25 protein-coding genes and 1 other RNA gene are annotated in these 25,942 nt (G+C 57.1%); 16 read left to right on the top strand and 10 right to left on the bottom strand.

The window, feature by feature from the left end:
• Positions 1 to 38: 38 nt before the first annotated feature.
• The 5 genes from ES815_RS05890 to ES815_RS05870 are packed head-to-tail and all read right to left on the bottom strand — an operon-like array spanning position 39 to position 3,086.
• Positions 39 to 689, bottom strand: a complete 651-nt coding sequence (locus ES815_RS05890) for an ABC transporter ATP-binding protein (protein ID WP_142487033.1) — start codon at positions 687 to 689, stop codon at positions 39 to 41.
• Positions 683 to 1,360 (bottom strand): ABC transporter ATP-binding protein, encoded by a 678-nt coding sequence (locus tag ES815_RS05885; RefSeq protein ID WP_142487032.1) that lies wholly within the window; start codon positions 1,358 to 1,360, stop codon positions 683 to 685. Before ES815_RS05885 ends, ES815_RS05890 begins: the two co-directional genes overlap by 7 nt.
• Entirely contained in the window at positions 1,348 to 2,055 is a 708-nt protein-coding gene (locus tag ES815_RS05880) for an energy-coupling factor transporter transmembrane protein EcfT (protein ID WP_142487031.1), read from the bottom strand. Before ES815_RS05880 ends, ES815_RS05885 begins: the two co-directional genes overlap by 13 nt.
• The gene (locus tag ES815_RS05875; RefSeq protein ID WP_142487030.1) at positions 2,056 to 2,634 is read right to left on the bottom strand and encodes an ECF transporter S component; all 579 of its coding nucleotides are present in this window, start codon (positions 2,632 to 2,634) and stop codon (positions 2,056 to 2,058) included. It lies immediately after the preceding gene.
• A 26-nt stretch (positions 2,635 to 2,660) separates the two neighbouring features.
• Positions 2,661 to 3,086 carry a PPC domain-containing DNA-binding protein gene (locus ES815_RS05870; protein WP_142487029.1) on the bottom strand — a complete coding sequence of 142 codons (426 nt, stop codon included), beginning with the start codon at positions 3,084 to 3,086 and terminating at the stop codon, positions 2,661 to 2,663.
• Positions 3,087 to 3,462: 376 nt separating this feature from the next.
• Here ES815_RS05870 and epd point away from each other — a divergent pair, with 376 nt between their 5' ends.
• The 6 genes from epd to ES815_RS05840 all read left to right on the top strand — a co-directional run bounded on the left by epd (position 3,463) and on the right by ES815_RS05840 (position 9,570).
• Positions 3,463 to 4,482, top strand: coding sequence for an erythrose-4-phosphate dehydrogenase (epd, locus tag ES815_RS05865; protein ID WP_142487028.1), 1,020 nt, complete (start codon positions 3,463 to 3,465; stop codon positions 4,480 to 4,482).
• Between the two features lie 49 nt (positions 4,483 to 4,531).
• On the top strand, positions 4,532 to 5,695 hold the full coding sequence (gene pgk, locus ES815_RS05860; protein WP_032613905.1) for a phosphoglycerate kinase: 1,164 nt from the start codon (positions 4,532 to 4,534) through the stop codon (positions 5,693 to 5,695).
• Between the two features lie 89 nt (positions 5,696 to 5,784).
• Complete coding sequence (gene fbaA / locus ES815_RS05855; RefSeq protein WP_142487027.1) at positions 5,785 to 6,864, top strand: class II fructose-bisphosphate aldolase; 1,080 nt, start codon at positions 5,785 to 5,787, stop codon at positions 6,862 to 6,864.
• Positions 6,865 to 7,052: 188 nt separating this feature from the next.
• On the top strand, positions 7,053 to 7,910 hold the full coding sequence (locus ES815_RS05850) for a small-conductance mechanosensitive channel MscS (protein WP_142487026.1): 858 nt from the start codon (positions 7,053 to 7,055) through the stop codon (positions 7,908 to 7,910).
• A 140-nt stretch (positions 7,911 to 8,050) separates the two neighbouring features.
• The gene (argO, locus tag ES815_RS05845) at positions 8,051 to 8,686 is read left to right on the top strand and encodes an arginine exporter ArgO (protein ID WP_142487025.1); all 636 of its coding nucleotides are present in this window, start codon (positions 8,051 to 8,053) and stop codon (positions 8,684 to 8,686) included.
• Positions 8,687 to 8,778: 92 nt separating this feature from the next.
• Complete coding sequence (locus ES815_RS05840; protein WP_231600411.1) at positions 8,779 to 9,570, top strand: oxidative stress defense protein; 792 nt, start codon at positions 8,779 to 8,781, stop codon at positions 9,568 to 9,570.
• A 60-nt stretch (positions 9,571 to 9,630) separates the two neighbouring features.
• Here ES815_RS05840 and argP read toward each other — a convergent pair whose 3' ends face one another.
• Entirely contained in the window at positions 9,631 to 10,524 is an 894-nt protein-coding gene (gene argP, locus ES815_RS05835) for a DNA-binding transcriptional regulator ArgP (RefSeq protein ID WP_106994367.1), read from the bottom strand.
• Between the two features lie 150 nt (positions 10,525 to 10,674).
• On the opposite strand from argP, the gene rpiA reads away from it, so the two are divergent.
• Together rpiA and serA are read left to right on the top strand one after the other, a co-directional pair.
• Positions 10,675 to 11,334 (top strand): ribose-5-phosphate isomerase RpiA, encoded by a 660-nt coding sequence (rpiA, locus tag ES815_RS05830; protein WP_142490022.1) that lies wholly within the window; start codon positions 10,675 to 10,677, stop codon positions 11,332 to 11,334.
• A gap of 267 nt (positions 11,335 to 11,601) precedes the next feature.
• Positions 11,602 to 12,834 (top strand): phosphoglycerate dehydrogenase, encoded by a 1,233-nt coding sequence (serA, locus tag ES815_RS05825; RefSeq protein WP_142487024.1) that lies wholly within the window; start codon positions 11,602 to 11,604, stop codon positions 12,832 to 12,834.
• A 100-nt stretch (positions 12,835 to 12,934) separates the two neighbouring features.
• On the opposite strand, the gene ES815_RS05820 is transcribed toward serA, so the two are convergent.
• The 3 genes from ES815_RS05820 to zapA form a co-directional block, all read right to left on the bottom strand.
• Positions 12,935 to 13,531, bottom strand: a complete 597-nt coding sequence (locus ES815_RS05820) for a 5-formyltetrahydrofolate cyclo-ligase (protein ID WP_142487023.1) — start codon at positions 13,529 to 13,531, stop codon at positions 12,935 to 12,937.
• Positions 13,532 to 13,556: 25 nt separating this feature from the next.
• Positions 13,557 to 13,740: non-coding RNA, 6S RNA (gene ssrS, locus ES815_RS05815), on the bottom strand.
• A gap of 41 nt (positions 13,741 to 13,781) precedes the next feature.
• Positions 13,782 to 14,111, bottom strand: coding sequence for a cell division protein ZapA (gene zapA / locus ES815_RS05810; RefSeq protein WP_142487022.1), 330 nt, complete (start codon positions 14,109 to 14,111; stop codon positions 13,782 to 13,784).
• A 167-nt stretch (positions 14,112 to 14,278) separates the two neighbouring features.
• On the opposite strand from zapA, the gene ES815_RS05805 reads away from it, so the two are divergent.
• The 8 genes from ES815_RS05805 (at position 14,279) to ES815_RS05770 (ending at position 24,448) form a co-directional block, all read left to right on the top strand.
• Positions 14,279 to 14,857 carry a YecA family protein gene (locus ES815_RS05805; RefSeq protein ID WP_142487021.1) on the top strand — a complete coding sequence of 193 codons (579 nt, stop codon included), beginning with the start codon at positions 14,279 to 14,281 and terminating at the stop codon, positions 14,855 to 14,857.
• A gap of 21 nt (positions 14,858 to 14,878) precedes the next feature.
• Positions 14,879 to 16,192, top strand: a complete 1,314-nt coding sequence (gene pepP / locus ES815_RS05800; RefSeq protein WP_142487020.1) for a Xaa-Pro aminopeptidase — start codon at positions 14,879 to 14,881, stop codon at positions 16,190 to 16,192.
• On the top strand, positions 16,189 to 17,367 hold the full coding sequence (ubiH, locus tag ES815_RS05795) for a 2-octaprenyl-6-methoxyphenyl hydroxylase (protein WP_142487019.1): 1,179 nt from the start codon (positions 16,189 to 16,191) through the stop codon (positions 17,365 to 17,367). Before pepP ends, ubiH begins: the two co-directional genes overlap by 4 nt.
• 12 nt (positions 17,368 to 17,379) lie before the next feature.
• A complete protein-coding gene (gene ubiI, locus ES815_RS05790; protein WP_142487018.1) occupies positions 17,380 to 18,582 on the top strand; it encodes an FAD-dependent 2-octaprenylphenol hydroxylase in 1,203 nt (400 codons plus the stop codon).
• A gap of 551 nt (positions 18,583 to 19,133) precedes the next feature.
• The gene (gene gcvT / locus ES815_RS05785; RefSeq protein WP_142487017.1) at positions 19,134 to 20,228 is read left to right on the top strand and encodes a glycine cleavage system aminomethyltransferase GcvT; all 1,095 of its coding nucleotides are present in this window, start codon (positions 19,134 to 19,136) and stop codon (positions 20,226 to 20,228) included.
• Positions 20,229 to 20,251: 23 nt separating this feature from the next.
• The gene (gcvH, locus tag ES815_RS05780; protein ID WP_039029826.1) at positions 20,252 to 20,641 is read left to right on the top strand and encodes a glycine cleavage system protein GcvH; all 390 of its coding nucleotides are present in this window, start codon (positions 20,252 to 20,254) and stop codon (positions 20,639 to 20,641) included.
• Between the two features lie 120 nt (positions 20,642 to 20,761).
• A complete protein-coding gene (gene gcvP / locus ES815_RS05775) occupies positions 20,762 to 23,635 on the top strand; it encodes an aminomethyl-transferring glycine dehydrogenase (RefSeq protein WP_142487016.1) in 2,874 nt (957 codons plus the stop codon).
• A gap of 69 nt (positions 23,636 to 23,704) precedes the next feature.
• Positions 23,705 to 24,448, top strand: coding sequence for an SDR family oxidoreductase (locus ES815_RS05770; RefSeq protein WP_142487015.1), 744 nt, complete (start codon positions 23,705 to 23,707; stop codon positions 24,446 to 24,448).
• 59 nt (positions 24,449 to 24,507) lie between these two features.
• On the opposite strand, the gene ES815_RS05765 is transcribed toward ES815_RS05770, so the two are convergent.
• On the bottom strand, positions 24,508 to 25,941 hold the full coding sequence (locus ES815_RS05765) for a 6-phospho-beta-glucosidase (RefSeq protein ID WP_142487014.1): 1,434 nt from the start codon (positions 25,939 to 25,941) through the stop codon (positions 24,508 to 24,510).
• Position 25,942: the final 1 nt, after the last annotated feature.

The raw sequence follows: 25,942 nt of genomic DNA, 5'->3' as shown, positions 1-25,942 counted from the left end.
AAGCAGAGCACATGAAGGGTCGCGAAAGCGGCCCTTTTTTATGGCAATAACCGACCCGCCTCCAGACGAACCACGCGCGAAAAATGACGTCGGGTAAAGCCCGCGTCATGGCTGATCGCCACGACGCTGGTTCCGCGCTGACGACACACCGTCAGCCAGTTTTCAAATACCGCCAGCCAGTGGGGATCAAAATCCCGGCTGGGTTCATCCAGCAGCAGAACCTCTGGCGCCCTCGCCTCGAGACTGGCGACGGCCACCATCCGCCGTTGTGCCGTGTGTAGATCAAGCGGATGGGCGTCGGCAACCTCCTCTAGCCGGCACAGCTGTAAGGCGTCCTGAGTACGGCGCGCAATGTCAGCCGCCGGTAATTTTTGCAGCTTCAGGCCAAACGCCACCTCTTCGGCAACCCTGCTGTGGAAAATCTGGTTTTCCGCCTCCTGAAACAGCACGCCAATATGACGGGCGCGCTGGCGGTTTTTCAGCTGCGCTATCGGGTCAGCTTTAAAGGTCACCGCGCCAGAGGAGGGGATGAGAAGCCCTGCCATAATGCGCAACAGCGTGGATTTTCCCGCGCCATTATCACCCGTTAGCGCCAGCCATTCGCCCTCCCTGAGCGTAAGCGATATGTTGCGCAGGCACTCATCTGCCGCGCCTGGCCAGCGATATCTGACCTGATTCAGGATTAACATAAGGGATGTAAAGCTCCGTTGCGCAGCTGCCAGACCTGCTGACAGTGGATAATAAAAGGGGAAGGATTGCGCTCGAAAAGCACAATCAGAGAGCGGTGTTCCAGCGCCCAGTGGCGCAGCCGTTCCAGCAGCCTGTCGGCGGCTTGCGAGGTCAGGCGGCTGAAGGCTTCATCGAGAATTAACAGTCTGGGCTGCATGGCGAGCGCGCTGGCGATCACCACGCGCTGGGTTTCGCCGCCGGAGAGCGTGCCGGGATGACGATGGCGCAAAGGCTGACAGTCGGTCAGGGTGAGCGCTGCGTCAATGCGCTGCAAAATTTCCGCTTCGTCGAGGCAGAGGTTTTCCGGGCCAAACGCCACCTCCTCCTCAACGCTGAAAGTACAGCCGGAAAGCTGCAGATAAGGCGACTGCTGCACCAGCTGGATGGCGGATGAACGCTCCACGAGGGATAACTCTCCGACCAGGGTTCCCAGCAGCAGCCCCTTGCCTTCAATCTTGCCGGGCAGGAAGTCCGGATACCAGCCTGCCATAAGCTGCGCCAGAGTGCTTTTTCCGCTGCCGTTATCACCCAAAATTGCCACCATTCCCGGCCCGGAACAGTGGAAATCCAGGCATGAAGGCGAGTGGGTAGCATGGAGGGGGAGAAAGCGAAACTGCTCTAGCGTAACCATAACCAGACCCCCGTTTCCGTCACCATCAGCAGAACCATGCCGTAGCGCGCCAGGCGCTGTAGGGTACTGTCATGCGGAGCCCACAGCGTGGTGCGCGTGCGATGCAGGCGAAAGCCCCGCATATCCAGCGCGGCACCGCGTACGGCTAAATCATTGAGTGCATTGTGGGTGAGCGGCACAATCAGGGCGGGAATTGCGGCAAGACGCTGATACCAGGCTTCGTCCAGCGGTACGCCGCGTGCTCGCTGGGCCTCATGGATTATCGTCAGCTGGCGTTTAAGCTGTTCAACCACCAGCAGCGGGCCGGCAAACAGGTAGGCCACGCCAGGCGGCAGACGGGAGGCAAACAGCGCCCGGATAAATCGTTGAACCGGCACGTATGCCATCCACAGCTGCGACGTCGAGACAATGGCCAGAATGCGCAGCCACAGCGTGATGGCGTGCGCCCAGCGCTGCGGATCGCGAGGCTCGCCGCTGACCCACTCCACCAGCATGCCGCCATGTACCAGCCATAAACCCATTCCAAAAGGGATCATCAGTAAGGCAACATATTTTGCCCGCCGTCGGGTGAGTTTAAGCCCCACCAGGCAGAGAAAAGTGGCCCCGCTGTACACGGGCAGCAGGGTCTGGGGTGGCAGCAGCAAGGTGCTGCAAGCCGCCAGTGCCCATAGGGTTAACGAGGTAAACGGATGCATCTAACGTACGGCTGCCATTGTCGGGAAATGGCGCGTGGTGCGTAGAGGCAGCTGGCGCAGCAGGATCCACACCAGCACTGCGGTAAGCACTTTATCAACCAGATTGGCACCCAGCACGGTGATGGCGACAGACTCCACCAGGTTTTGCCCGACGGCCTGCAACCAGGCGACAAACAGGTCGGCACCGCCACCGGTTACGCCGCCAAAGAGAGCGGTGCGTAACGGCACTGCTACCAGCGTGACGGCGAGGGTAATAACAATCCCGCTAACGACCACTTTCGGCAGGGTGCGAAACCAGCCTGCCCGCGCCAGCCAGCCGGCAACCAGGCCGATCACCATAGCCACAGGCGCAAAGGCAGCGGCAATAGGATCGGTTAACACCCCCCACAGCAGGTTGGTCAGCAGACCGGTCAACATGCCGATAACCGGGCCGAGCAGCACGGCGCTGATCAAGGTGCCGATGGAGTCGAGAAAAATAGGTAGCTTAAGCATGCTGATCAGCTGACCGCCGATCATGTTGATGGCAATAGCGATCACAATCAGGACCAGAGCCTGGCTGGAAAACGGGCGACGGGACATAGAGAAACCTCTTGCTGAGTGGTCAATTAACGGGGGGAGATATGCAGTTCGTCATAGCCGGAAAGCGGGCAGGGCTGGCGGCTGAATACCAGCTCTTTCAGCTCGCCGATCACTAACTCAAGGGTGGTGCGCACGGTACAGCCCGGCATCATATGGCCTCCGAGCATTCTCCCTTGCGGATCTGAAACGCTGAGGTGCAGATGTTCACCGGTCAGCTCGAGCGTGCCATTGAGGGAGATAATTTCCCAGGTACCGGTGAGCAGGGTGGTGGCCTCCTGTCCGGCATAGCGCAGCGCGACGTCGGTCAGGCTACCGGTACAGCCGGCAATCCAGGCGGCGAGTAGTTGATTCTGTTGCACAAAGGCGTGCAACTGCGAAAACATCTCCTGGCCGGGAAGCAGACGAAGGGCATAAAAGCGGGCTTCTGATGAAGAGGCGTGAAGCATAGTCATAATTTGCAGGACTCCGAGACTCGGACGTGCCGCACATAGTATCGGCGCCGGGGGATGTGCTTTCTGATATAAATCAGGATTTACGCCGCGACAACGAAAAGATCTTGCTACGCTTATTCACGATTCTGGAATATGGAATAAAACCGGCGATAATTGCACGCTAAATGTGACGTGCGTCATATAGCTGGCTTATTGGTCTGGACAGAGATTTCCTTTATTCCATGTTTCGCTTATTCTAGCTGAAGCGTTTCAGTCGATTAAACGTTCGACAAATGACCAATCAGTTGGAGTTTGTGACAGGCGAGGATTCCCCTCAGAGCGTTGCTGGATTACTCTGTCAGCCACCTCGAATCAGGGAAAGCTTTGCAGGAGACTTATGACCGTACGCGTAGCGATTAATGGTTTCGGTCGCATCGGACGCAACGTGGTTCGTGCTTTATATGAATCCGGGCGTCGGGCGGAAATGACCGTGGTGGCCATCAATGAACTGGCGGATGCCGCAGGCATGGCGCATTTATTGAAGTATGACACCAGCCATGGGCGCTTTGCCTGGGACGTTCGTCAGGAGAGAGAGCAGCTGTTCGTTGGTGATGACGTGATTCGTGTGCTGCACGAGCAGACGATCGACGCCTTACCTTGGCGTGAGCTGGGCGTGGATGTGGTGCTCGACTGTACCGGCGTCTACGGCAATCGCGGACATGGCGAAGCCCATCTGGCGGCTGGCGCGAAGAAAGTGCTCTTCTCACATCCCGGCAGTAACGATCTCGATGCCACGGTGGTTTACGGCGTTAACCATCATGAGCTGCAAGCGGAACACCGCATCGTCTCCAATGCCTCCTGCACCACCAACTGTATTATTCCGGTCATCAAACTGCTGGACGATGCCTATGGCATTGAATCGGGCACCGTGACCACGATTCATTCCGCCATGCACGATCAGCAGGTCATTGACGCATACCACCCGGATCTGCGACGCACTCGCGCGGCGAGTCAGTCCATTATCCCGGTGGACACCAAACTGGCGGCCGGTATTACCCGAATTTTCCCCCAGTTTGAAGACCGTTTTGAAGCTATCGCCGTGCGTGTTCCTACCATCAACGTGACGGCGATCGACCTCAGCGTGACCGTGAAAAAACCGGTAAAAGCCTGTGAGGTCAACCTGTTGCTGCAAAAAGCGGCACAGCAAGCATTTCATGGTATAGTTGACTATACGGAATTACCGTTGGTCTCAGTAGATTTTAACCACGATCCGCATAGCGCCATTGTTGATGGCACCCAAACGCGCGTGAGTGGGGCGCATCTGATCAAAACGCTGGTCTGGTGCGATAACGAATGGGGCTTTGCTAACAGGATGCTCGACACCACGTTAGCCATGGCCGCACAAGGTTTCAGGTAAGGCGCGTATTGCGTCTGCAAAACTTTAAGAATCAACGAGAGGATTCACCATGTCTGTAATTAAGATGACCGATCTGGATCTGGCAGGTAAACGCGTTTTCATCCGTGCGGATCTGAACGTACCGGTTAAAGATGGGAAAGTGACCAGCGACGCGCGTATCCGTGCATCTCTGCCAACCATCGAACTGGCACTGAAGCAGGGTGCGAAAGTGATGGTAACCTCCCACCTGGGTCGTCCGACCGAAGGCGAGTACAACGAAGAATTCTCTCTGCTGCCGGTTGTTAATTACCTGAAAGACAAACTGTCCAGCCCGGTACGTCTGGTTAAAGACTACCTGGACGGCGTTGAAGTTGCTGAAGGTGAGCTGGTTGTTCTGGAAAACGTTCGCTTTAACAAAGGCGAGAAGAAGGACGACGAAACCCTGTCCAAAAAATACGCTGCCCTGTGCGACGTGTTCGTAATGGATGCTTTCGGTACTGCTCACCGTGCACAGGCTTCTACTCACGGTATCGGTAAATTCGCTGACGTCGCCTGTGCAGGTCCACTGCTGGCTGACGAACTGGAAGCGCTGGGCAAAGCCCTGAAAGAACCAGCTCGTCCAATGGTGGCTATCGTTGGCGGTTCTAAAGTGTCTACCAAACTGACCGTTCTGGACTCTCTGTCCAAAATCGCTGACCAGCTGATCGTCGGTGGCGGTATCGCCAACACCTTCGTTGCCGCTCAGGGCCACAACGTAGGTAAATCCCTGTACGAAGCAGACCTGGTTGACGAAGCAAAACGCCTGCTGACTACCTGTGATATCCCTGTTCCGACTGACGTTCGCGTAGCGACTGAGTTCTCTGAAACCGCAACCGCTGAGCTGAAATCCGTCTCTGACATCAAAAATGAAGAGCAGATTCTGGACCTGGGCGACGCCTCTGCAGAGAAACTGGCTGAAATCCTGAAGAATGCGAAAACCATTCTGTGGAACGGCCCGGTTGGCGTGTTTGAATTCCCGAACTTCCGTAAAGGTACTGAAATCGTGGCTAACGCGATTGCAGACAGCGAAGCATTCTCCATTGCTGGCGGCGGTGATACCCTGGCAGCAATCGATCTGTTCGGTATTTCCGACAAGATCTCCTACATCTCCACTGGCGGCGGCGCATTCCTCGAATTCGTGGAAGGCAAAGTTCTGCCAGCAGTAGCCATGCTCGAAGAGCGCGCTAAGAAGTAAGCCATTTTAGGGCAGGGGAACCTGCCCAATTTTCAGCGCGCTTTTAAGAGCACGCCCCTTTCCAAGGCCGAAGATACAGGACTCGCAACATGTCTAAAATTTTTGATTTCGTAAAACCTGGCGTGATCACTGGTGATGACGTTCAGAAGGTGTTCCAGGTAGCAAAAGAAAACAACTTTGCTCTGCCAGCTGTTAACTGCGTCGGTACCGACTCAATCAACGCCGTACTGGAAGCCGCAGCAAAAGTTAAAGCACCGGTAATCGTTCAGTTCTCCAACGGCGGCGCTGCGTTTATCGCAGGTAAAGGCGTGAAAACTGACGTTCCTCAGGGCGCGGCAATCCTGGGCGCAATCTCTGGCGCACATCACGTACACCAGATGGCTGAACACTACGGTGTTCCGGTTATCCTGCACACCGACCACTGCGCGAAGAAACTGCTGCCGTGGATCGACGGTCTGCTGGACGCGGGTGAAAAACATTTCGCAGCAACCGGTAAACCACTGTTCTCTTCTCACATGATCGACCTGTCTGAAGAGTCTCTGGAAGAGAACATCGAGATCTGCTCCAAATACCTGGCGCGCATGGCCAAAATGGACATGACTCTGGAAATCGAACTGGGTTGCACCGGTGGCGAAGAAGACGGCGTGGACAACAGCCACATGGACGCTTCTGCCCTGTACACTCAGCCAGAAGACGTTGATTACGCTTACACCGAGCTGAGCAAAATCAGCCCGCGTTTCACCATCGCTGCCTCCTTCGGTAACGTACACGGCGTGTACAAACCAGGCAACGTGGTGCTGACCCCAACCATTCTGCGTGATTCTCAGGAATACGTTTCTAAGAAACACAACCTGCCGCACAACAGCCTGAACTTCGTCTTCCACGGCGGTTCCGGTTCTTCTGCTCAGGAAATCAAAGACTCCGTAAGCTACGGTGTTATCAAAATGAACATCGATACCGACACCCAATGGGCAACCTGGGACGGTATCCTGCAGTACTACAAAACCAACGAAGCTTACCTGCAGGGCCAGCTGGGCAACCCGAAAGGCGAAGACCAGCCGAACAAGAAATACTACGATCCGCGCGTGTGGCTGCGTTCAGCCCAGTCCTCTATGGTGACGCGTCTGGAGCAGGCATTCAAAGAGCTGAACGCGGTTGACGTTCTGTAATTTGTGCTGCTAAAAGCCTCAGAAAGCCCGCGTTAATCGCGGGCTTTTTTTATGCTTTTTCAACTGGCTACAGGCACTATTTATGTGATCTGTTTGGCAAAACTCCCCGCTTTTGTTTACCCTTTACTAACTTGCCTGCCTCGATGGGGGATGCATTTTTATGGTCTGGCTTAGATAAGGAATATTGAATGGAAGATCTCGGTGTTGTAGATAGCATCAATAACGCAGGCTCCTGGCTGGTGCGTAACCAGGCATTGCTGTTGAGTTACGCCGTTAACATTGTGGCGGCCATCGCCATTATCGTCGTCGGTATGATCGTGGCGCGCATCATCTCTAATGCGGTTAACCGCGTGATGCGGGCGCGTCATATTGATGCCACGGTGGCGGATTTCCTCTCCGCGCTGGTGCGCTACGGCGTTATCGCGTTTACGCTGATTGCGGCGCTTGGCCGGGTCGGGGTACAAACTGCGTCGGTTATCGCTGTACTGGGTGCCGCCGGTCTGGCCATTGGTCTGGCGCTGCAGGGATCGCTGTCGAACCTGGCGGCCGGGGTACTGCTGGTGACCTTCCGTCCGTTCCGCTCCGGTGAGTATGTCGATCTGGGCGGCGTGGCCGGTACCGTGCTGCAGGTGCAGATCTTCTCAACTACCCTGCGTACCATCGATGGCCGCATCGTGGTGATCCCAAACGGTAAGATCATCGCCAACAACATTATCAACTTCTCCCGTGAGCCGGTGCGTCGTAACGAGTTTATTATCGGGGTGGCCTATGACTCTGATATCGATAAGGTAAAGCAGTTGCTCACCAACATTATCGAGTCTGACGATCGGATTCTGAAGGATCGTGACATGATTGTCCGTCTGAACGAACTGGGCGCTTCATCGATCAACTTTGTGGTGCGCGTCTGGAGCAACAGCAGCGATTTGCAGAATGTCTACTGGGACGTACTGGAGCGCATCAAGCGTGACTTCGATGCCAACGGTATTAGCTTCCCGTATCCGCAGATGGATGTAAACTTTAAGCGCGTGAAAGAATCAGAGGAATAAGGTTTTCCCTGTCACCCGGCAGGCGCAATGCGTGCCGGGTTTATTAGTCCAGCTTATTGCCAATTAATATTATCCATTTCCTCTAATTATCCTGCCGCAGTATAGTCTGCCCTCAAGACAGCTTTCTGAGATTGATTTCTATGTTCTCTTTTTATATTCAAGGCCTTATGATTGGCGCGGCAATGATCCTGCCCCTCGGCCCGCAAAATGCGTTCGTCATGAATCAGGGGATTCGTCGCCAGTATCATCTGATGATTGCGCTGCTCTGCGCGATGAGCGATATGCTCCTGATCTGCGCCGGGATTTTCGGCGGCAGCGCGTTGCTGATGCAATCCCCCTGGCTGCTGGCGCTCGTCACCTGGGGCGGCGTCGCGTTTCTGCTGTGGTACGGCTTTGGTGCCCTGAAAACGGCAATGGGCAGCAATATTGAGCTGGCCAGTGCCGAAGTGATGAAGCAGGGGCGCTGGAAGATTATCGTTACCATGCTGGCGGTAACCTGGCTCAATCCGCACGTCTATCTGGATACCTTCGTGGTGCTGGGTAGCCTGGGAGGACAGCTGGATGCCGAACCGAGGCGCTGGTTTGCGCTGGGTACCGTGAGCGCCTCTTTCCTGTGGTTCTTTGGCCTGGCGCTGCTCGCCGCCTGGCTGGCTCCCCGCCTGCGCACCGCCAAAGCCCAGCGGATTATCAACGGCCTGGTCGGCGTAGTGATGTGGTTTATCGCTTTCCAGCTGGCGAAAGAGGGGATTCATCACATTCGTGAACTATTCTACTAAGCGTTGTCTTATGGACATTCGACCAGCAGCCGCTAAGCTTGCTGGCATGCGCCCTGCTACATGGGCACTCTTCGCAACATGGAGGAATAAAAGTGAAGTTGAATGTAATCGCCCTGGCGGCATTAATGGGTTTAGGCGCAACATCCGTTCAGGCCAGTGAGCTGCCTGACAGTCCGCACATTGTCACCTCCGGCACCGCAAGCGTGGATGCGGCACCGGATATCGCGACCTTAGCCATCGAGGTGAACGTGGCGGCAAAAGATGCGGCCACTGCCAAGAAACAGGCCGACGATCGCGTTGCGCAATATCTCTCTTTCCTGGAGCAGAACGGCGTTGCTAAAAAAGATATCAACTCTGCCAACCTGCGTACCCAGCCGGATTATGACTATAAGGATGGCAAAAGCATCCTGAAAGGTTACCGCGCGGTGCGTAGCGTGGAAGTCACGTTGCGTCAGCTTGATAAGCTCAACTCCCTGCTGGATGGCGCGCTGAAAGCGGGTCTGAACGAAATCCGTTCTGTCTCCCTGGGCGTTGCGCAACCTGAGAAGTATAAAGATGAAGCGCGTAAAGCGGCGATCGATGATGCGGTGCGTCAGGCGCAGCAGCTGGCTTCTGGCTTTAACAGCAAGCTGGGTCCGGTTTACAGCGTGCGTTACCACGTCTCTAACTATCAGCCGAGCCCGATGGTGCGCATGATGAAAGCCGAAGCGGCACCGGTCTCCGCGCAGGATACTTACGAACAGCCAACGATTCAGTTTGACGATCAGGTTGACGTGGTGTTCCAGCTGGAGCCAGCGCAGGGTCAGCAGCAGAATGAGCAGGCTCAGCAGAACCAGCCGGTACAGCAGAATCAGCAACAGGATACGGCGACCAAAGCACCGTAAGTTTTGTTTGTCAGCACCGATAACAGGCCGGGTCAGCGTGAATGCGACCCGGCTTTTTTATTAATCCTGGCGCAGGACTTTATGCCCATGAGCCAGCAGCGCATCGGTGACGTTGCGCATCATCCGGCTTTCCGGCGCAAAGCGGTGCCAGTAGAGCATACGGCGCTGGTGTAAGCCCGGAGTCAGGTCGATCAGCTCGCCGCTGTTCAGCTCTTTCTCGATCTGCAGATGCGGGATCATGCAGCAGGTGGTGCCCTGACGTGCCAGCTGCACGAAGGCTTCGGAGGAGTTAACGATATGGCAGGGTACGCTGCCGGGCGGCAGGTCGAAGTTCTGCTGTAAAAACGCCTGATGCATATCATCCAGATGGTCAAAGGCCACGGCAGGCGCTTTCAGCAGTGCCGCGCGGGTGACGCCGTTCGGGAAGTAACGCTCGGCAAAGGCTTTCGAGCCGACGAAAAGATAATCCAGCGCCCCCAGCTGATCCACCAGACAGCTAGGCAGCGCCTGAGGCTGGATACTGACTGCGCCCACCACTTCACCGCGGCGCAGACGCTCCTGGGTACGGGTTTCATCTTCTACCTGTAAATTCAGACGGATAGGCGAATCGGCCAGCACCGGGGCGAGGGCAGGGAGGAGCCAGGTTGCCAGGCTGTCGGCGTTGACCGCCAGAGAGAGCAGCAGCGGCGTGGAGCCGGTCTGTTCATCCCCCAGCCACTCATCTTCCAGCAGCTCAACCTGCCGCAGCAGCGCCAGCAGCTTTTGCCCCTGTTCGGTTGGACGCGGCGGCACGGTACGAACCAGCAGCGGCTGCCCGAACATATTCTCAAGCTGTTTGATTCGTTGTGAAACCGCGGATTGGGTAATGCACAGCTTTTGGGCTGCGCGTTCGAATCCGCGTTCACGAATAACGGCATCAAGCGCCTGTAATGTTCTGTAGTCCGGACGTTTCATTGCTCTGGCTGACTCCCAAAAAATTCAATACTTCGCACTATGACATAAATTTATGTTTGATACAGACGAAATTGGTGACCTCGCAGATCACATGGCACAGGCGAATGCTCTATAATGCGCGTCACGCAAAATCACCACGGGCAAGAGATCATGACGCAGGATGAACTGAAAAAAGCAGTAGGATGGGCCGCTCTCCAGTATGTACAGCCGGGTGCCATTGTCGGCGTGGGCACAGGGTCAACGGCAGCGCACTTTATTGATGCGCTGGGCACGATGAAAGGCCAAATCGAGGGCGCAGTGTCGAGCTCCGATGCATCCACGGAAAAGCTGAAAAGTCTGGGGATCACCGTTTTCGATCTGAACGAAGTTGACCGTCTGGGGATTTATGTCGACGGCGCGGATGAGATCAATGGCCATATGCAGATGATCAAGGGCGGTGGCGCGGCGCTGACGCGTGAGAAAATCATCGCCTCCGTGGCGGACAAGTTTATCTGTATCGCCGATGCCTCCAAGCAGGTGGATATTCTCGGCAACTTCCCGCTGCCGGTTGAAGTGATCCCGATGGCGCGCAGCGCGGTTGCCCGCGAGCTGGTGAAACTGGGTGGACGCCCGGAATACCGCCAGGGCGTAGTGACGGACAACGGTAACGTGATTCTGGATGTTCATGGTCTGGAGATCCTCGACGCCGTGGCGCTGGAGAATGCCATCAACGGCCTGCCGGGCGTGGTAACTGTAGGGTTATTCGCCAACCGTGGCGCGGATGTCGCCCTGATCGGCACCGCCGATGGCGTTAAAACCATCGTGAAATGATCTGACGGGGGGAGCCTCCCCCCGCTAACTTTTTTTGCAAAAGCGATATTCGGTGACTTGTGTCACATTTCTAACCCTCTCCTGACGATCCTGCCGCTTTCTTAATGCTCTGCAGCATTATTCACTGCCAATTGACGCTGTATGACATTTCTTCAGAGTGCCGACGCAAACGTTCATATTGCTGCAATAGTTTTTTTTGATATGTTGGCTGGAGCGGATTTCAATCCAGCACAACAACAGTTCAGACAATCAGACAGGGTCGGGGAAATGGCAAAGGTATCACTGGAGAAAGACAAGATTAAATTTCTGCTGGTCGAAGGGGTGCATCAGAAAGCACTGGATAACCTTCGTGCGGCAGGTTACACCAACATCGAATTTCACAAAGGCGCGCTGGATACCGAACAGCTGAAAGAGTCGATCCGTGATGCCCACTTCATTGGCCTGCGATCCCGTACCCACCTGACCGAAGATGTGATTGCCGCAGCAGAAAAACTGGTCGCGATTGGCTGCTTCTGTATCGGTACCAACCAGGTTGATCTCAATGCTGCCGCGAAGCGCGGTATTCCGGTGTTCAACGCGCCATTCTCCAATACCCGTTCCGTGGCGGAGCTGGTGATTGGGGAACTCCTGCTGCTGCTGCGTGGCATCCCTGAAGCTAACGCCAAGGCCCACCGTGGGATCTGGAATAAACTGGCGTCCGGCTCTTTTGAGGCGCGTGGTAAAAAACTGGGCATTATCGGCTACGGCCACATCGGCACGCAGCTGGGCATTCTGGCGGAATCGCTGGGGATGCACGTCTTTTTCTACGACATCGAAAACAAGCTGCCGCTGGGTAACGCTACCCAGGTTCAACATCTCTCCGACCTGCTCAACATGAGCGACGTGGTGAGCCTGCACGTGCCGGAAAACGCCTCCACCAGGAACATGATGGGTGCGGAAGAGCTGGCGCTGATGAAGCCGGGCTCGCTGCTGATCAACGCCGCGCGCGGTACGGTAGTGGATATCCCTGCGCTGTGCGAAGCCCTGAAAAGCAAACATCTGGCAGGGGCGGCCATTGACGTCTTCCCGACCGAGCCGGCGACCAACAGCGATCCGTTCAACTCGCCGCTGTGTGAGTTCGACAACGTGATCCTGACTCCGCACATCGGCGGCTCCACTCAGGAAGCGCAGGAAAATATCGGTCTCGAAGTGGCCGGTAAGCTGAGCAAATATTCCGACAACGGTTCAACACTTTCTGCGGTCAACTTCCCGGAAGTGTCTCTGCCGCTGCACGGTGGACGTCGTCTGCTGCACATCCACGAAAACCGTCCGGGCGTGCTGACGGCCATTAACCAGATCTTCGCTGAGCAGGGCGTGAACATCGCCGCACAGTATCTGCAAACTAACGCGCAGATGGGTTATGTGGTTATCGATATCGAAGCGGATGAAGATGTTGCCGAGAAAGCGCTGCAGGGAATGAAGGCCATCCCAGGCACCATTCGCGCGCGTCTGCTTTACTGATCCTGCGGTTTGTGGTGTCGGGTGGCGCTTGCGCTTACCCGACCTACAAAGTCCGAGGGTTTATGTAGGCCGGGTAAGGCGAAGCCGCCACCCGGCTTTTTCACCATTCCCAAAGCTTCGACGGCGTCACCACCGCCGGCAGCGGAATATCCCATTTCTCCACCGGTAGCTTTTCAACGCCCTGACAATCATGCGCGTAGCCTACGGGCTGTAAGCCATGCTGCTGCCAGTTCTGCAGCGTGCGATCGTAAAAACCGCCGCCCATCCCCAGACGTTGACCACTCTCATCAAAGGCCACCAGCGGCGTCACCAGCACGTCCAGCTGCTCAAGCGGCAGCACGTCGCGCACGTCCAGCTTCGGTTCGGTGATTTTCAGACGATTCACCACCAGCTCGCTGTGAGGATGATAGTGCAGGAACAGCAGGTTCCCGGGACTGAAGGGGTGGAGTACCGGCAGATAGACCTTTTTCCCGGTGCGCCAGAGTTCATCGATCAGCGGTTGGGTATCAAGTTCGCCATCAAAAGAGAGGAACAGGGCAACGGTATGCGCCATGACGACGGGCGGATAAGCCATCATGCGGGCCGCGGCCTGCTGGGCGAAATGGGCTTGCTGTTGAGGCGTTAAGGCTCTGCGTTGCTGACGGATAAACTGACGAATGTGTTGGCGTGAGGCAGGGACTTCAGGAAGTTGCGTCATGGTAGTCGCTGGGTAGAAAGGTGAGGGAATCTCCGAGATGCCGCCGCAGGCTGTAACCCTTGAACCCTTGGTTCAAGGTGAATGTGTCGTCATAGTTTTAAGGCTTCTCGGACGAACCGAGCATGCTCACCAACCATGGAGCGCCACATTCTTGTGGTATGAAATATCGGCTCAGGGGACTGGCCCGCATGCGAACATCTCAGAGAAATTTTTCCTTCAGGGTCACTCTACCATAGTAGACCACGAAGTGTTATTCAAAGTTTTGCCCCGGTCTGTCTGTTATGCGACCCTGATCAAGCAATGCCTGTTCAATGGTCTGCTGGAGCATTTTAATACGTTGTTCCATGCTCGCCGCGTAATCGCGGGTCTTCGCTTTTTCCTGAGTCAGTTCATAACTGATGTTCAACGCGGCGATGAAGACCAGCTGCTCAGTATTTGTGACTCTAGTGCGTTCTTTTAAATCTTGCAACCGCTGATTCAAATCATCCGCAGCCTGATTCAAAGCATCCCTTTGTTCAGGCGGACAATTCACTCGCAGCGAACGGCCAAAAATTTGGATATCGACGGGTTGTGCAGACATGCCACCTTCCTGCTGTTTGACTGCGCTGCCTTCACATCCGCTTCCGGGGGCTGCGAAGGGGCGACACTATAGCTACCCTGGCGCGTAGAAACAAGCCCTATTCTGGTTCACCAGGGTCCAAAGTGGTAGCATATCATGAATATTCCTCCCATTGATGATGAATGCTCATGTCTATACAGAACGAAATGCCTGGTTACAACGAAGTCAGCCAGTTACTGAACCAGCAGGGCGTGGGTTTAACCCCGGCTGAAATGCACGGTCTGATCAGCGGGATGCTGTGTGGTGGAAACAACGACAGCTCATGGCTGCCGCTGGTTCACGACCTGACGAACGAGGGTCTGGCGTTCGGTCACGATCTCGCTCAGGCGTTGCGCAATATGCATGGCGCAACCAGCGATGCGCTGGAGGATGACGGCTTCCTTTTTCAGCTTTATCTGCCTGATAGCGACGACGTCAGCGTGTTCGATCGCGCCGATGCGCTGGCAGGCTGGGTCAACCACTACCTGTTAGGTCTGGGCGTAACGCAGCCTAAGCTGGAAAAAGTGACGGGCGAGGCGGGAGAAGCTATCGACGATCTGCGTAACATCGCTCAACTGGGCTACGATGAAGACGAAGACCAGGAAGAGCTGGAGATGTCACTCGAAGAGATCATTGAGTACGTGCGCGTGGCGTCTCTGCTCTGCCACGATACCTTTACGCGCGCAAAACCGACCGCGCCGGAAGTGCGCAAACCAACATTACATTAATAAAAATTCCAGGAGGGTGTCATGACTCAGCAAGAGTATCTTCGCCGCCGTCAGGCATTGCTGGCCACTATGCAGCCGGGCAGCGCCGCGTTGATTTTTGCCGCACCGGAAGCCACGCGCAGCAACGATAGCGAATATCCGTACCGCCAGAGCAGCGATTTCTGGTACTTCACCGGCTTCAACGAGCCGGAGTCGGTGCTGGTGCTGATTAAAAGTCACGATACCCACAACCACAGCGTGCTGTTTAACCGCGTTCGCGATCTCACCGCCGAGATCTGGTTTGGCCGCCGTCTGGGCCAGCAGGCCGCGCCGGAAAAGCTGGGCGTGGATCGCGCTCTGGCGTTCAGCGAAATCAACGATCAGCTCTACCAGTTGCTCAATGGTCTGGATACGGTCTACCACGCGCAGGGTGAATACGCGTATGCCGATGAGATTGTCTTTGCCGCGCTGGATAAGCTACGCAAAGGCTCCCGGCAAAACCTGAAAGCGCCCGCAACCCTCACCGACTGGCGTCCTGCCGTCCACGAGCTGCGCCTGTTTAAATCGGATGAAGAGTTGGATGTCATGCGTAAAGCGGGGGAGATCAGCGCCCTGGCCCATACCCGGGCGATGCAAAAATGCCGTCCGGGGATGTTCGAATATCAGCTGGAAGGCGAAATTCAGCATGAATTTACCCGCCACGGCGCGCGCTTCCCGGCCTACAACACCATCGTCGGCGGGGGTGAAAACGGCTGCATCCTGCATTACACCGAAAACGAGTCTGAATTGCGGGATGGCGATCTGGTGCTGATTGACGCCGGTTGCGAATTTAAAGGCTATGCCGGGGATATCACCCGCACCTTCCCGGTGAACGGCAAATTCACCCCGGCGCAACGCGCCATCTACGACATCGTCCTGCATTCGCTGGACACCGCGCTGATGCTGTTCCGCCCCGGCACCTCCATCCAGGAGGTTACCGGCGAGGTGGTGCGCATTATGGTTAGCGGGCTGGTGGATCTGGGGATTCTTAACGGCGACGTCGATCAGCTGATCGCGGAGAACGCCCACCGTCCCTTCTTTATGCATGGCCTGAGCCACTGGCTGGGGCTGGACGTGCACGACGTGGGCGTCTACGGCCCGGAACGTTCGCGTGTGCTGGAGCCGGGAATGGTGCTGACCGTTGAACCGGGGCTCTATATCGCCCCGGATGCCGATGTGCCCGCCGAGTATCGCGGGATCGGCATCCGTATCGAAGATGATATCGTGATCACCAAATCCGGTAACGAAAACCTGACGGCTTCGGTGGTAAAAAACGCCGACGAGATCGAAGCCCTGATGGCGGCGGCGCGCCCATGAGCATCATCATCGTTGGCGGAGGCATGACGGGCGCCACCCTGGCGCTGGCGATCTCCACCCTGACCCAGGGCAAGCTTCCGGTCCACCTGGTTGAGGCCGTGGCACCGCAGTCGAGTGGCCATCCGGGGTTCGATGGCCGCGCCATCGCCCTGGCTGCGGGCACCTGCCAGCAGCTGGCCCGCAGCGGCATCTGGCAGGCGATTGCCGATTGCGCCACCGCTATCGAAACCGTTCATGTCAGCGATCGGGGACACGCCGGGTTTGTCACCCTCGAAGCGCAGGACTATCGCATTGATGCGCTGGGGCAGGTCGTCGAGCTGCACGACGTGGGTCTGCGCCTGTTCCGCCTGTTGCAGGATGCTCCCGGCGTGACGCTGCATTGCCCGGCGCGCGTGGAGCACTTTACCCGCAGCGAAACCTCGGTCAGCGTTACGCTGGATGACGGCAGTACGCTCGAGGGACAACTGCTGGTGGCGGCCGACGGCTCACGTTCGGCGCTTGGCCAGCAGTGCGGGATCCAGTGGCAGCAGCAGCCTTACCATCAGCTGGCGGTGATCGCCAACGTTGCCACCGCCGAGCCGCACCGTGGCCGCGCCTTTGAACGTTTTACTCAGCATGGCCCGCTGGCCATGTTACCGATGTCGCAGGGGCGCAGCTCGCTGGTCTGGTGCCATCCGCTGGAAAAGGCGGAGGAGGTGAAGGGCTGGTCTGACGAACGCTTCTGCGTCGAGCTGCAAAAAGCCTTTGGCTGGCGACTTGGGCGCATCACCCATGCCGGGAAGCGTTCGGTCTATCCGCTGGCATTAACCACGGCGTCGCAGTCTGTCTCCCATCGCGTCGCGCTGGTGGGCAATGCGGCCCAGACGTTACACCCCATTGCCGGACAGGGCTTTAATCTCGGGCTGCGCGACGTGATGAGCCTTGCCGAAACGCTGGCGCAGGCCTTTGCTCAACAGCAGGATTGCGGCGCGTATTCGGTGCTGGGCCAGTATCAGAAACGACGTCAGGCAGATAAAGAGGCCACCATCGGTGTGACCGACGGGCTGGTACATCTGTTTGCCAATCGCTGGGCGCCGCTGGTTGCAGGGCGTAACCTGGGGTTGATGGCGATGGAATTATTCATTCCGGCACGCGATGTGCTGGCGCAGAGGACTCTCGGTTGGGTCGCTCGCTAAGGAGTAAACAAAGTGCAGAATGTTGATGTTGCCATTGTCGGTGGCGGAATGGTAGGACTGGCGCTGGCCTGCGGTTTGCAGGGCAGCGGTCTGCGCGTGGCGGTACTGGAGCAGAAACAACCTGAGCCTGTCGCTTCCGATGCGCCGCCAGAACTCCGGGTCTCGGCGATTAATGCCGCCAGTGAAAAGCTGCTGACCCGCATCGGCGTCTGGTCAGAAATTGTCGCCCAGCGTGCGAGCTGCTACCACGGGATGGAAGTGTGGGATAAAGACAGCTTCGGGCATATCGCTTTTGATGATGAGAGCATGGGCTACAGCCATCTCGGCCATATCATCGAAAATGCGGTGATTCACCATGCGCTGTGGCAGAAAGCGCAGCAGTGTAGCGACGTCACGCTGATTGCCCCCGCGCAGCTGCAGCAGGTGGCCTGGGGCGAAAACGACGCCTTTATCACCCTGCAAAGCGGCGACATGCTGACCGCGCGCCTGGTGGTGGGGGCCGATGGGGCAAACTCCTGGCTGCGCAACAAAGCCGACATTCCGCTGACGTACTGGGACTACCGCCATCATGCGCTGGTCGCCACCATCCGCACTGCGGAGCCGCATCAGGCCGTGGCCCGACAGATTTTCCATAACGATGGCATCCTCGCCTTCCTGCCGCTCAGCGATCCGCATCTCTGCTCGATTGTCTGGTCGCTTTCCCCCGAGAAGGCCCAGCAGATGCAGGAGGCGTCCGCCGACGAGTTCAATCAGGCCCTGTGCGTGGCCTTTGATAACCGGCTGGGGCTCTGCACCGTCGAAAGCGAGCGTCAGGTATTCCCGTTAACCGGTCGCTATGCGCGCCAGTTTGCGGCGCATCGTCTGGCGCTGGTGGGCGACGCGGCGCACACCATCCATCCGCTGGCCGGGCAGGGGGTGAATCTGGGCTTTATGGACGCCGCCGAGCTGGTAAATGAATTGCGTCGTCTGCATCGTGACGGCAAAGATATCGGGCAGCATCTTTATCTGCGCCGATACGAACGCAGCCGTAAGCACAGTGCCGCCATGATGCTGGCGGGCATGCAGGGGTTCCGCGAACTCTTTGCCGGTGCCAACCCGGCGAAAAAACTGCTGCGCGATCTCGGCCTGAAGCTGGCTGATACCCTCCCGGGAGTGAAACCGCAACTCCTGCGTCAGGCGATGGGGCTTAACGATCTCCCGGACTGGCTCCGTTAAAATACACTGCATCCTTCAAGCTGCCTCTGCGTTGGCTGCGTCTGCTCACCCCAGTCACTTACTTGTGTAAGCTCCTGGGGACTCTCAGACTTGCCGCCTTGATGCAACTTGAATGACTTTGTGTATTGACCCCCGTCACACTTTATTCTGTCGGCCTGTGGGTCGGCAGAATTCCCTCGTTTGAAATAATCTAATTTCACCGACTTTTTCGCATTAGATTAACTAATCTGGCTGTTTTTATGTTACGGAAATTTCGCGCATTTTTCCGCAGTAAATATCATCCTGTGCTAAATCCCATCTTATCGACTTTGCTTTTGTGCGGAACGATTCGCATTTTTATAGTGAATAACTCTGTACGCTTTGCTGGCATTTTTGACCATAAGCTAATGTGATGGCCCATTCTGCCTTATGGTTAACCACCGTTTTCGGTGGTAAGTTCAGGTAAAAGAGAACGTTTGCGTCGGCGTCCGGGAGCGATGCCGATGCCGGGTTTTATGGTGGATTTTTCAGCATAAAACGCAAGACAGCCCAGCTTATTCAACGAGGAAAAGATGGCTCAACAGACGCCTTTATACGAACAACACACCTTATGCGGTGCGCGCATGGTCGATTTCCACGGCTGGATGATGCCGCTGCATTATGGTTCGCAGATTGATGAGCATCATGCGGTGCGCACCGATGCCGGTATGTTCGACGTCTCGCATATGACCATTGTCGATCTGCACGGTAGCCGCACCCGGGAGTTTCTGCGTTATCTGCTGGCAAACGACGTGGCGAAACTCACGAAGCCCGGCAAAGCGCTCTATTCCGGCATGCTGAATGCCTCTGGCGGCGTGATTGACGACCTGATTGTGTATTACCTCACCGAAGATTTCTTCCGCCTCGTTGTTAACTCCGCCACCCGTGAAAAAGACCTCGCCTGGATCACCCAACACGCTGAACCTTACGCCATCGACATCACCGTGCGTGATGACCTGTCGCTGATTGCGGTGCAGGGGCCGAACGCGCAGGCGAAAGCCGCGTCCCTGTTCACTGATGAGCAGCGCCAGGCCACCGACGGCATGAAGCCGTTCTTTGGCGTGCAGGCGGGCGATCTGTTTGTCGCCACCACCGGCTATACCGGTGAAGCGGGCTATGAAATTGCGATGCCAAACGAAAAAGCGGCCGATTTCTGGCGTGCGCTGGTGGAAGCGGGCGTTAAGCCGGCAGGTCTGGGCGCGCGCGATACGCTGCGTCTGGAAGCCGGGATGAATTTGTACGGCCAGGAGATGGACGAAGGCGTCTCTCCGCTGGCAGCCAACATGGGCTGGACCATTGCGTGGGAACCGGCCGATCGCGACTTTATCGGTCGTGAAGTGCTGGAACAGCAGCGTGAGAAGGGCACCGAACAGCTGGTTGGCCTGGTCATGACCGAGAAGGGCGTGCTGCGCGGCGAGCTGCCGGTGCGTTTCACCGATGCCAATGGCAACCACTGCGAAGGCATTATCACCAGCGGCACCTTCTCCCCGACGCTGGGTTACAGTATTGCTCTGGCACGGGTGCCGGCGGGTATTGGCGAGACTGCCGTGGTGCAGATCCGCAACCGCGAAATGCCGGTCCGCGTGACCAAACCGATTTTTGTTCGCGCCGGTAAGCCGGTCGCCTAATTATTTTTATCAGGAGAAATTCAATGAGCAATGTGCCAGCAGAACTGAAATACAGCAAAGAACACGAGTGGCTGCGCAAAGAAGCCGACGGCACTTACACCGTCGGGATCACCGAACATGCTCAGGAGCTGTTAGGTGACATGGTCTTCGTGGATCTGCCGGAAGTGGGCGCGACCGTTACCGCGGGCGACGACTGCGCCGTGGCCGAGTCGGTAAAAGCGGCTTCTGATATCTATGCGCCAGTGGGCGGCGAAATCGTGGCGGTTAACGATGCCCTGAGCGACTCCCCGGAGCTGGTTAACAGCGAGCCATACGGCGAAGGCTGGATCTTCAAAATTAAAGCCAGCGACGAAGCGGAAGTTGCCGCTCTGCTGGATGCTACTGCGTACGAAGCTTTACTGGAAGACGAGTAAACCTTTCCCTCTCCCCTCTGGGGAGAGGAGAGTCAACGTAGGCCCGGTAAGCGTTATCGCCACCGGGCAACAGAGTTACAAACAACTACGATTCACTGCACGTTTCAGGAACCATCGCTCATGACACAGACTTTAAGCCAGCTTGAAAACCGTGGCGCCTTCATTGAACGTCACATTGGGCCGGATGCTCAACAACAGCAGGAGATGCTGAAGACGGTTGGCGCGGATTCGCTCAACGCACTGATCGGCCAGATCGTGCCAAAGGATATTCAGCTCGCCACCCCGCCACAGGTGGGTGAATCGACCACTGAATACGCTGCACTGGCGGAACTGAAAGGCATTGCCAGCCTGAACAAGCGCTTTAAGTCTTACATTGGCATGGGCTACACCAACGTGCAGTTGCCGCCGGTTATTCTGCGCAACATGCTGGAAAACCCGGGCTGGTATACCGCCTATACCCCATATCAGCCGGAAGTGTCTCAGGGCCGTCTGGAAGCGCTGCTCAATTTCCAGCAGGTCACCCTGGATCTGACCGGTCTGGACATCGCCTCGGCATCGCTGCTGGATGAAGCCACCGCCGCCGCAGAAGCGATGGCAATGGCAAAACGCGTCAGCAAACTGAAGGGCGCAAACCGCTTCTTCGTTGCCGCCGACGTTCACCCGCAAACCCTCGACGTGGTGCGTACCCGTGCTGAGACCTTTGGTTTTGAGGTGATTGTTGATGACGCTGACAAAGTGCTGGATCACCAGGATGTGTTCGGCGTGCTGCTGCAGCAGGTGGGCACCAGCGGTGAGGTCCATGACTACGGCACCCTGATTACCGAACTGAAAGCGCGCAAAATCGTCGTCAGCGTGGCGGCCGATTTTATGGCGCTGGTGCTGTTAACCGCCCCGGGTAAACAGGGCGCAGACATCGTCTTCGGCTCTGCGCAGCGCTTCGGCGTGCCGATGGGCTACGGCGGCCCACACGCGGCCTTCTTCGCCGCGAAAGATGAATTCAAACGCTCCATGCCAGGCCGTATTATCGGCGTATCAAAAGATGCCGCCGGTAACACCGCCCTGCGCATGGCGATGCAGACTCGCGAGCAGCACATTCGTCGCGAGAAAGCGAACTCCAACATCTGTACCTCGCAGGTGCTGCTGGCCAACATTGCCAGCCTGTATGCCGTCTTCCACGGCCCGGTGGGCCTGAAGCGTATCGCCAGCCGTATTCATCGTCTGGCCGATATCCTGGCCTGCGGCCTGCAGCAGAAAGGTCAAAAACTGCGCCACGCGCACTTCTTCGATACCCTGTGTGTCGAAGTGGCCGACAAAGCGGCGGTGCTGGCGCGCGCCGAAGCCGCAGAGATTAACCTGCGCAGCGACATCCTCAATGCGGTGAGCATTACCCTGGATGAGACCACTACTCGTGAAGATATTCAGATCCTGTTCAACGTCCTGCTGGGTGACGACCACGGCCTGAATGTGGATACTCTCGACAAAGAGGTGGCGCATGACAGCCGCTCTATCCAGGCGACCATGCTGCGCGACGACGCGATCCTCGCCCATCCGGTGTTTAACCGCTACCACAGCGAAACCGAGATGATGCGCTACATGCACTCCCTGGAGCGCAAGGATCTGGCGCTGAATCAGGCGATGATCCCGCTGGGCTCCTGCACCATGAAGCTGAACGCCGCCGCCGAGATGATCCCGATCACCTGGCCGGAATTCGCCGAGCTGCACCCGTTCTGTCCGGCAGATCAGGCGGAAGGCTACCATATGATGATTAACCAGCTTTCCGACTGGCTGGTAAAACTAACCGGCTACGACGCCCTCTGCATGCAGCCGAACTCCGGCGCCCAGGGGGAGTACGCGGGTCTGCTGGCAATCCGTCACTATCACGAGAGCCGCAACGAAGGTCATCGTGATATCTGCCTGATCCCAAGCTCTGCCCACGGTACCAACCCGGCCTCTGCCCAGATGGCGGGGATGGAAGTGGTGGTTGTCGCCTGTGATAAGAACGGCAACATCGATCTGGCTGACCTGCGTGCCAAAGCAGAACAGACCAGCGATAAGCTCTCCTGCATCATGGTGACCTATCCGTCCACCCACGGGGTATACGAAGAGACCATCCGTGAAGTGTGCGAGATCGTGCACCAGCACGGCGGCCAGGTTTACCTCGATGGCGCCAACATGAACGCCCAGGTAGGGATCACCACGCCAGGCTTTATCGGCGCGGATGTATCGCACCTGAACCTGCACAAAACCTTCTGCATTCCGCACGGCGGTGGCGGCCCGGGCATGGGTCCGATTGGCGTGAAAGCGCACCTGGCCCCGTTCGTACCGGGTCACAGTGTGGTGCAGATTGAAGGTATGCTGACCCGTCAGGGCGCGGTTTCTGCGGCACCGTTCGGCAGCGCCTCTATCCTGCCAATCAGCTGGATGTATATCCGCATGATGGGTGCAGAAGGACTGAAGCAGGCCAGCCAGGTGGCGATCCTCAATGCTAACTACATCGCGACGCGTCTGAAGTCTGCCTTCCCGGTGCTCTACACCGGTCGCGATGGCCGCGTGGCGCACGAATGTATTCTGGATATTCGTCCGCTGAAGGAACAGACCGGTATCAGCGAGCTCGACATTGCCAAACGTCTGATCGACTACGGCTTCCACGCCCCAACCATGTCGTTCCCGGTCGCGGGCACGCTGATGGTTGAGCCAACCGAATCCGAAAGCAAAGCCGAACTGGACCGCTTTATCGACGCGATGCTGGCGATCCGCATGGAGATCGATCGCGTTCAGGATGGCGAATGGACGCTGGAAGATAACCCGCTGGTCAACGCCCCGCACACCCAGCACGAGATGGTGGCGGAGTGGAATCACGCTTACTCCCGCGAGCTGGCGGTCTTCCCGGCAGGCGTTGCCAACAAGTACTGGCCGACCGTGAAGCGTCTTGATGACGTCTACGGCGACCGTAACCTGTTCTGCTCCTGCGTGCCAATGAGCGAATACCAGTAACCTTTCTGCCATACTGTAGGCCGGGTAAGCGCAAGCGCCACCCGGCTTTTTTTGTTTCTGGAGAGTCTTATGGCAATTGCACTTGTAACCGGCGCCAGCCGCGGAATTGGCAAAGCTACGGCGCTGCAGCTGGCGAGCGAAGGCTATACCGTGGCGGTGAACTATCACCACAACATCAAAGCCGCCACCGACGTGATCGCGCAGATTGTGAAAGAGGGCGGCCGGGCCTTTGCCCTGCGTGCGGACATCAGCGATGAAGCGCAGGTCATGGCGATGTTTGACAGCCTCGATCGTGAAGGCGAGCCCCTCACCGCGCTGGTTAACAACGCCGGCATTCTGTTTGAGCAGAGCACCATCGAAAATCTCTCTGCCGAACGTATTAACCGCGTGCTGGCCACCAACGTGACCGGGTATTTCCTCTGCTGCCGTGAGGCGGTGAAACGCATGGCGCTAAAGCATGGCGGGAAAGGCGGGGCGATTGTGAACGTCTCGTCCGCGGCCTCACGACTCGGCGCGCCGGGGGAGTATGTGGATTACGCGGCATCGAAAGGGGCCGTGGACTCCCTCACTACCGGGCTAGCGCTGGAGGTGGCGGCACAGGGCATTCGGGTTAACTGCGTCCGTCCGGGGCTGATTTATACCGAAATTCATGCTTCCGGCGGGGAGCCAGGACGTGTGGATCGGGTGAAGTCGATGCTGCCGATGCAGCGCGGCGGCCAGCCTGAAGAGGTGGCGCAGGCGATTGTCTGGCTGCTGAGCGAGAAGGCGTCGTACGTGACGGGCAGCTTTATTGAGTTAGCGGGCGGGAAGTAAATCCCACCCGCATCATTTGTAGGCCGGGTAAGGCGAAGCCGCCACCCGGCGTTACAGAATTAAAGCTCCTCGCCGTTGCTGGCGATCACCGCTTTGTACCACTCAAAGCTCTTCTTACGCGAACGGGACATGTCGCCGGTGCCGTCGTCGTGCTTGTTCACGTAGATAAAGCCGTAGCGTTTGCTGTACTGGCCGGTGGTGAAGGACACGCAGTCGATGCAGCCCCACGGGGTGTAGCCCATCAGATCCACGCCATCATGAGTCACGGCTTTTATCATCTCTTCGACGTGGGCGCGCAGGTAGTCGATACGATAGTCATCGTTGATGCTGCCGTCCTCTTCCACTTTGTCGTAAGCGCCGAAGCCGTTTTCCACGATAAACAGCGGCTTCTGATAGCGCTCATACAGCTCGCACAGGGCGTAGCGCAGACCCACCGGGTCGATCTGCCAACCCCAGTCCGACGCTTTCACGTGCGGGTTCGGGACGCTGCCTTCGAAGCCGGAGATCGCATCGCCGGTGCCGCCTTCCGCTTTCACCGCGTTAGTCATGTAGTAGCTGAAGCCCAGATAGTCGCAGGTGCCTTCACGCAGGATCTGCTCATCGCCCGCTTCCATATTGATGGTAAAACCGCGACGCTCCCACTCGTTCAGGACGTAGGACGGGTAGTAGCCACGCAGCTGCACGTCGGTAAAGACATAGCGTTCACGCATCGATTCCTGAGCAAACATCACGTCTTCTGGCTTGCAGGAGAACGGATAGAGCGCCACCATCGCCAGCATGCAGCCGACTTTCATTTCCGGGTTGATACGGCGGGCGGCTTTCACCGCCAGGGCGCTGGCCACGAACTGGTGATGCAGCACCTGATACATGGTCTCTTCCGGGTTCTGATGCTCGGTATAGACCACGCCGGAGCAGCAGTAGCCGAACAGCGGGGCGCGCCAGTTACGCTGGTTGTTGATCTCGTTGAAGGTCATCCAGTATTTGACCTTGCTCTTGTAGCGCTCAAACACCACTTCAGCGAAATTAACGAAGAAGTCCACCACCTTACGGTTGGTCCAGCCGCCGTACTCCTGCACCAGGTGCAGCGGCATTTCGAAGTGGGAGAGGGTGATTACCGGCTCGATGTTGTACTTCAGCAGCTCATCGAACATGTCGTCGTAGAACTTCAGCCCCTCTTCGTTCGGCTGGGTTTCGTCACCTTTCGGAAAGATACGGGTCCAGGCAATGGAGGTGCGGAAGCATTTGAAACCCATCTCGGCAAACAGCTTGATGTCTTCTTTATAGTGACCATGGAAGTCGATGGCTTCATGGTTCGGGTAGTATTTGCCCTCAACCACTTCCTGGGTGATCTCACGCGGTACGCCGTGTGCGCCGCCGGTCAGCACGTCACAAATGCTTGGGCCTTTGCCGCCTTTGTTCCAGCCGCCTTCAACCTGATGCGCCGCGACCGCGCCGCCCCATAAAAAGTCTTTTGGTAAAGTGAGTTTTTTCATC

The organism is Leclercia adecarboxylata, assembly GCF_006874705.1.
Lineage (GTDB): Bacteria > Pseudomonadota > Gammaproteobacteria > Enterobacterales > Enterobacteriaceae > Enterobacter > Enterobacter adecarboxylatus_C.
The sequence above is the reverse complement of the archived record's forward strand: the minus strand, read 5'-3'. Positions and strand labels throughout refer to the sequence as shown.

What these genes read in the sequence shown, in the direction of transcription:
- gcvP (WP_142487016.1), top strand. Translation starts at nt 20,762, where the DNA reads ATGACACAGACTTTAAGCCAGCTTGAAAACCGTGGCGCCTTCATTGAA.
- ES815_RS05870 (WP_142487029.1), bottom strand. Translation starts at nt 3,086, where the DNA reads ATGACTATGCTTCACGCCTCTTCATCAGAAGCCCGCTTTTATGCCCTT.
- ES815_RS05885 (WP_142487032.1), bottom strand. Translation starts at nt 1,360, where the DNA reads ATGGTTACGCTAGAGCAGTTTCGCTTTCTCCCCCTCCATGCTACCCAC.
- fbaA (WP_142487027.1), top strand. Translation starts at nt 5,785, where the DNA reads ATGTCTAAAATTTTTGATTTCGTAAAACCTGGCGTGATCACTGGTGAT.
- ES815_RS05890 (WP_142487033.1), bottom strand. Translation starts at nt 689, where the DNA reads ATGTTAATCCTGAATCAGGTCAGATATCGCTGGCCAGGCGCGGCAGAT.
- rpiA (WP_142490022.1), top strand. Translation starts at nt 10,675, where the DNA reads ATGACGCAGGATGAACTGAAAAAAGCAGTAGGATGGGCCGCTCTCCAG.
- argP (WP_106994367.1), bottom strand. Translation starts at nt 10,524, where the DNA reads ATGAAACGTCCGGACTACAGAACATTACAGGCGCTTGATGCCGTTATT.
- epd (WP_142487028.1), top strand. Translation starts at nt 3,463, where the DNA reads ATGACCGTACGCGTAGCGATTAATGGTTTCGGTCGCATCGGACGCAAC.
- ES815_RS05820 (WP_142487023.1), bottom strand. Translation starts at nt 13,531, where the DNA reads ATGACGCAACTTCCTGAAGTCCCTGCCTCACGCCAACACATTCGTCAG.
- ES815_RS05765 (WP_142487014.1), bottom strand. Translation starts at nt 25,941, where the DNA reads ATGAAAAAACTCACTTTACCAAAAGACTTTTTATGGGGCGGCGCGGTC.
- serA (WP_142487024.1), top strand. Translation starts at nt 11,602, where the DNA reads ATGGCAAAGGTATCACTGGAGAAAGACAAGATTAAATTTCTGCTGGTC.
- ES815_RS05850 (WP_142487026.1), top strand. Translation starts at nt 7,053, where the DNA reads ATGGAAGATCTCGGTGTTGTAGATAGCATCAATAACGCAGGCTCCTGG.
- gcvH (WP_039029826.1), top strand. Translation starts at nt 20,252, where the DNA reads ATGAGCAATGTGCCAGCAGAACTGAAATACAGCAAAGAACACGAGTGG.
- ES815_RS05875 (WP_142487030.1), bottom strand. Translation starts at nt 2,634, where the DNA reads ATGTCCCGTCGCCCGTTTTCCAGCCAGGCTCTGGTCCTGATTGTGATC.
- ES815_RS05805 (WP_142487021.1), top strand. Translation starts at nt 14,279, where the DNA reads ATGTCTATACAGAACGAAATGCCTGGTTACAACGAAGTCAGCCAGTTA.
- argO (WP_142487025.1), top strand. Translation starts at nt 8,051, where the DNA reads ATGTTCTCTTTTTATATTCAAGGCCTTATGATTGGCGCGGCAATGATC.
- gcvT (WP_142487017.1), top strand. Translation starts at nt 19,134, where the DNA reads ATGGCTCAACAGACGCCTTTATACGAACAACACACCTTATGCGGTGCG.
- ES815_RS05770 (WP_142487015.1), top strand. Translation starts at nt 23,705, where the DNA reads ATGGCAATTGCACTTGTAACCGGCGCCAGCCGCGGAATTGGCAAAGCT.
- zapA (WP_142487022.1), bottom strand. Translation starts at nt 14,111, where the DNA reads ATGTCTGCACAACCCGTCGATATCCAAATTTTTGGCCGTTCGCTGCGA.
- ubiH (WP_142487019.1), top strand. Translation starts at nt 16,189, where the DNA reads ATGAGCATCATCATCGTTGGCGGAGGCATGACGGGCGCCACCCTGGCG.
- pgk (WP_032613905.1), top strand. Translation starts at nt 4,532, where the DNA reads ATGTCTGTAATTAAGATGACCGATCTGGATCTGGCAGGTAAACGCGTT.
- ES815_RS05880 (WP_142487031.1), bottom strand. Translation starts at nt 2,055, where the DNA reads ATGCATCCGTTTACCTCGTTAACCCTATGGGCACTGGCGGCTTGCAGC.
- pepP (WP_142487020.1), top strand. Translation starts at nt 14,879, where the DNA reads ATGACTCAGCAAGAGTATCTTCGCCGCCGTCAGGCATTGCTGGCCACT.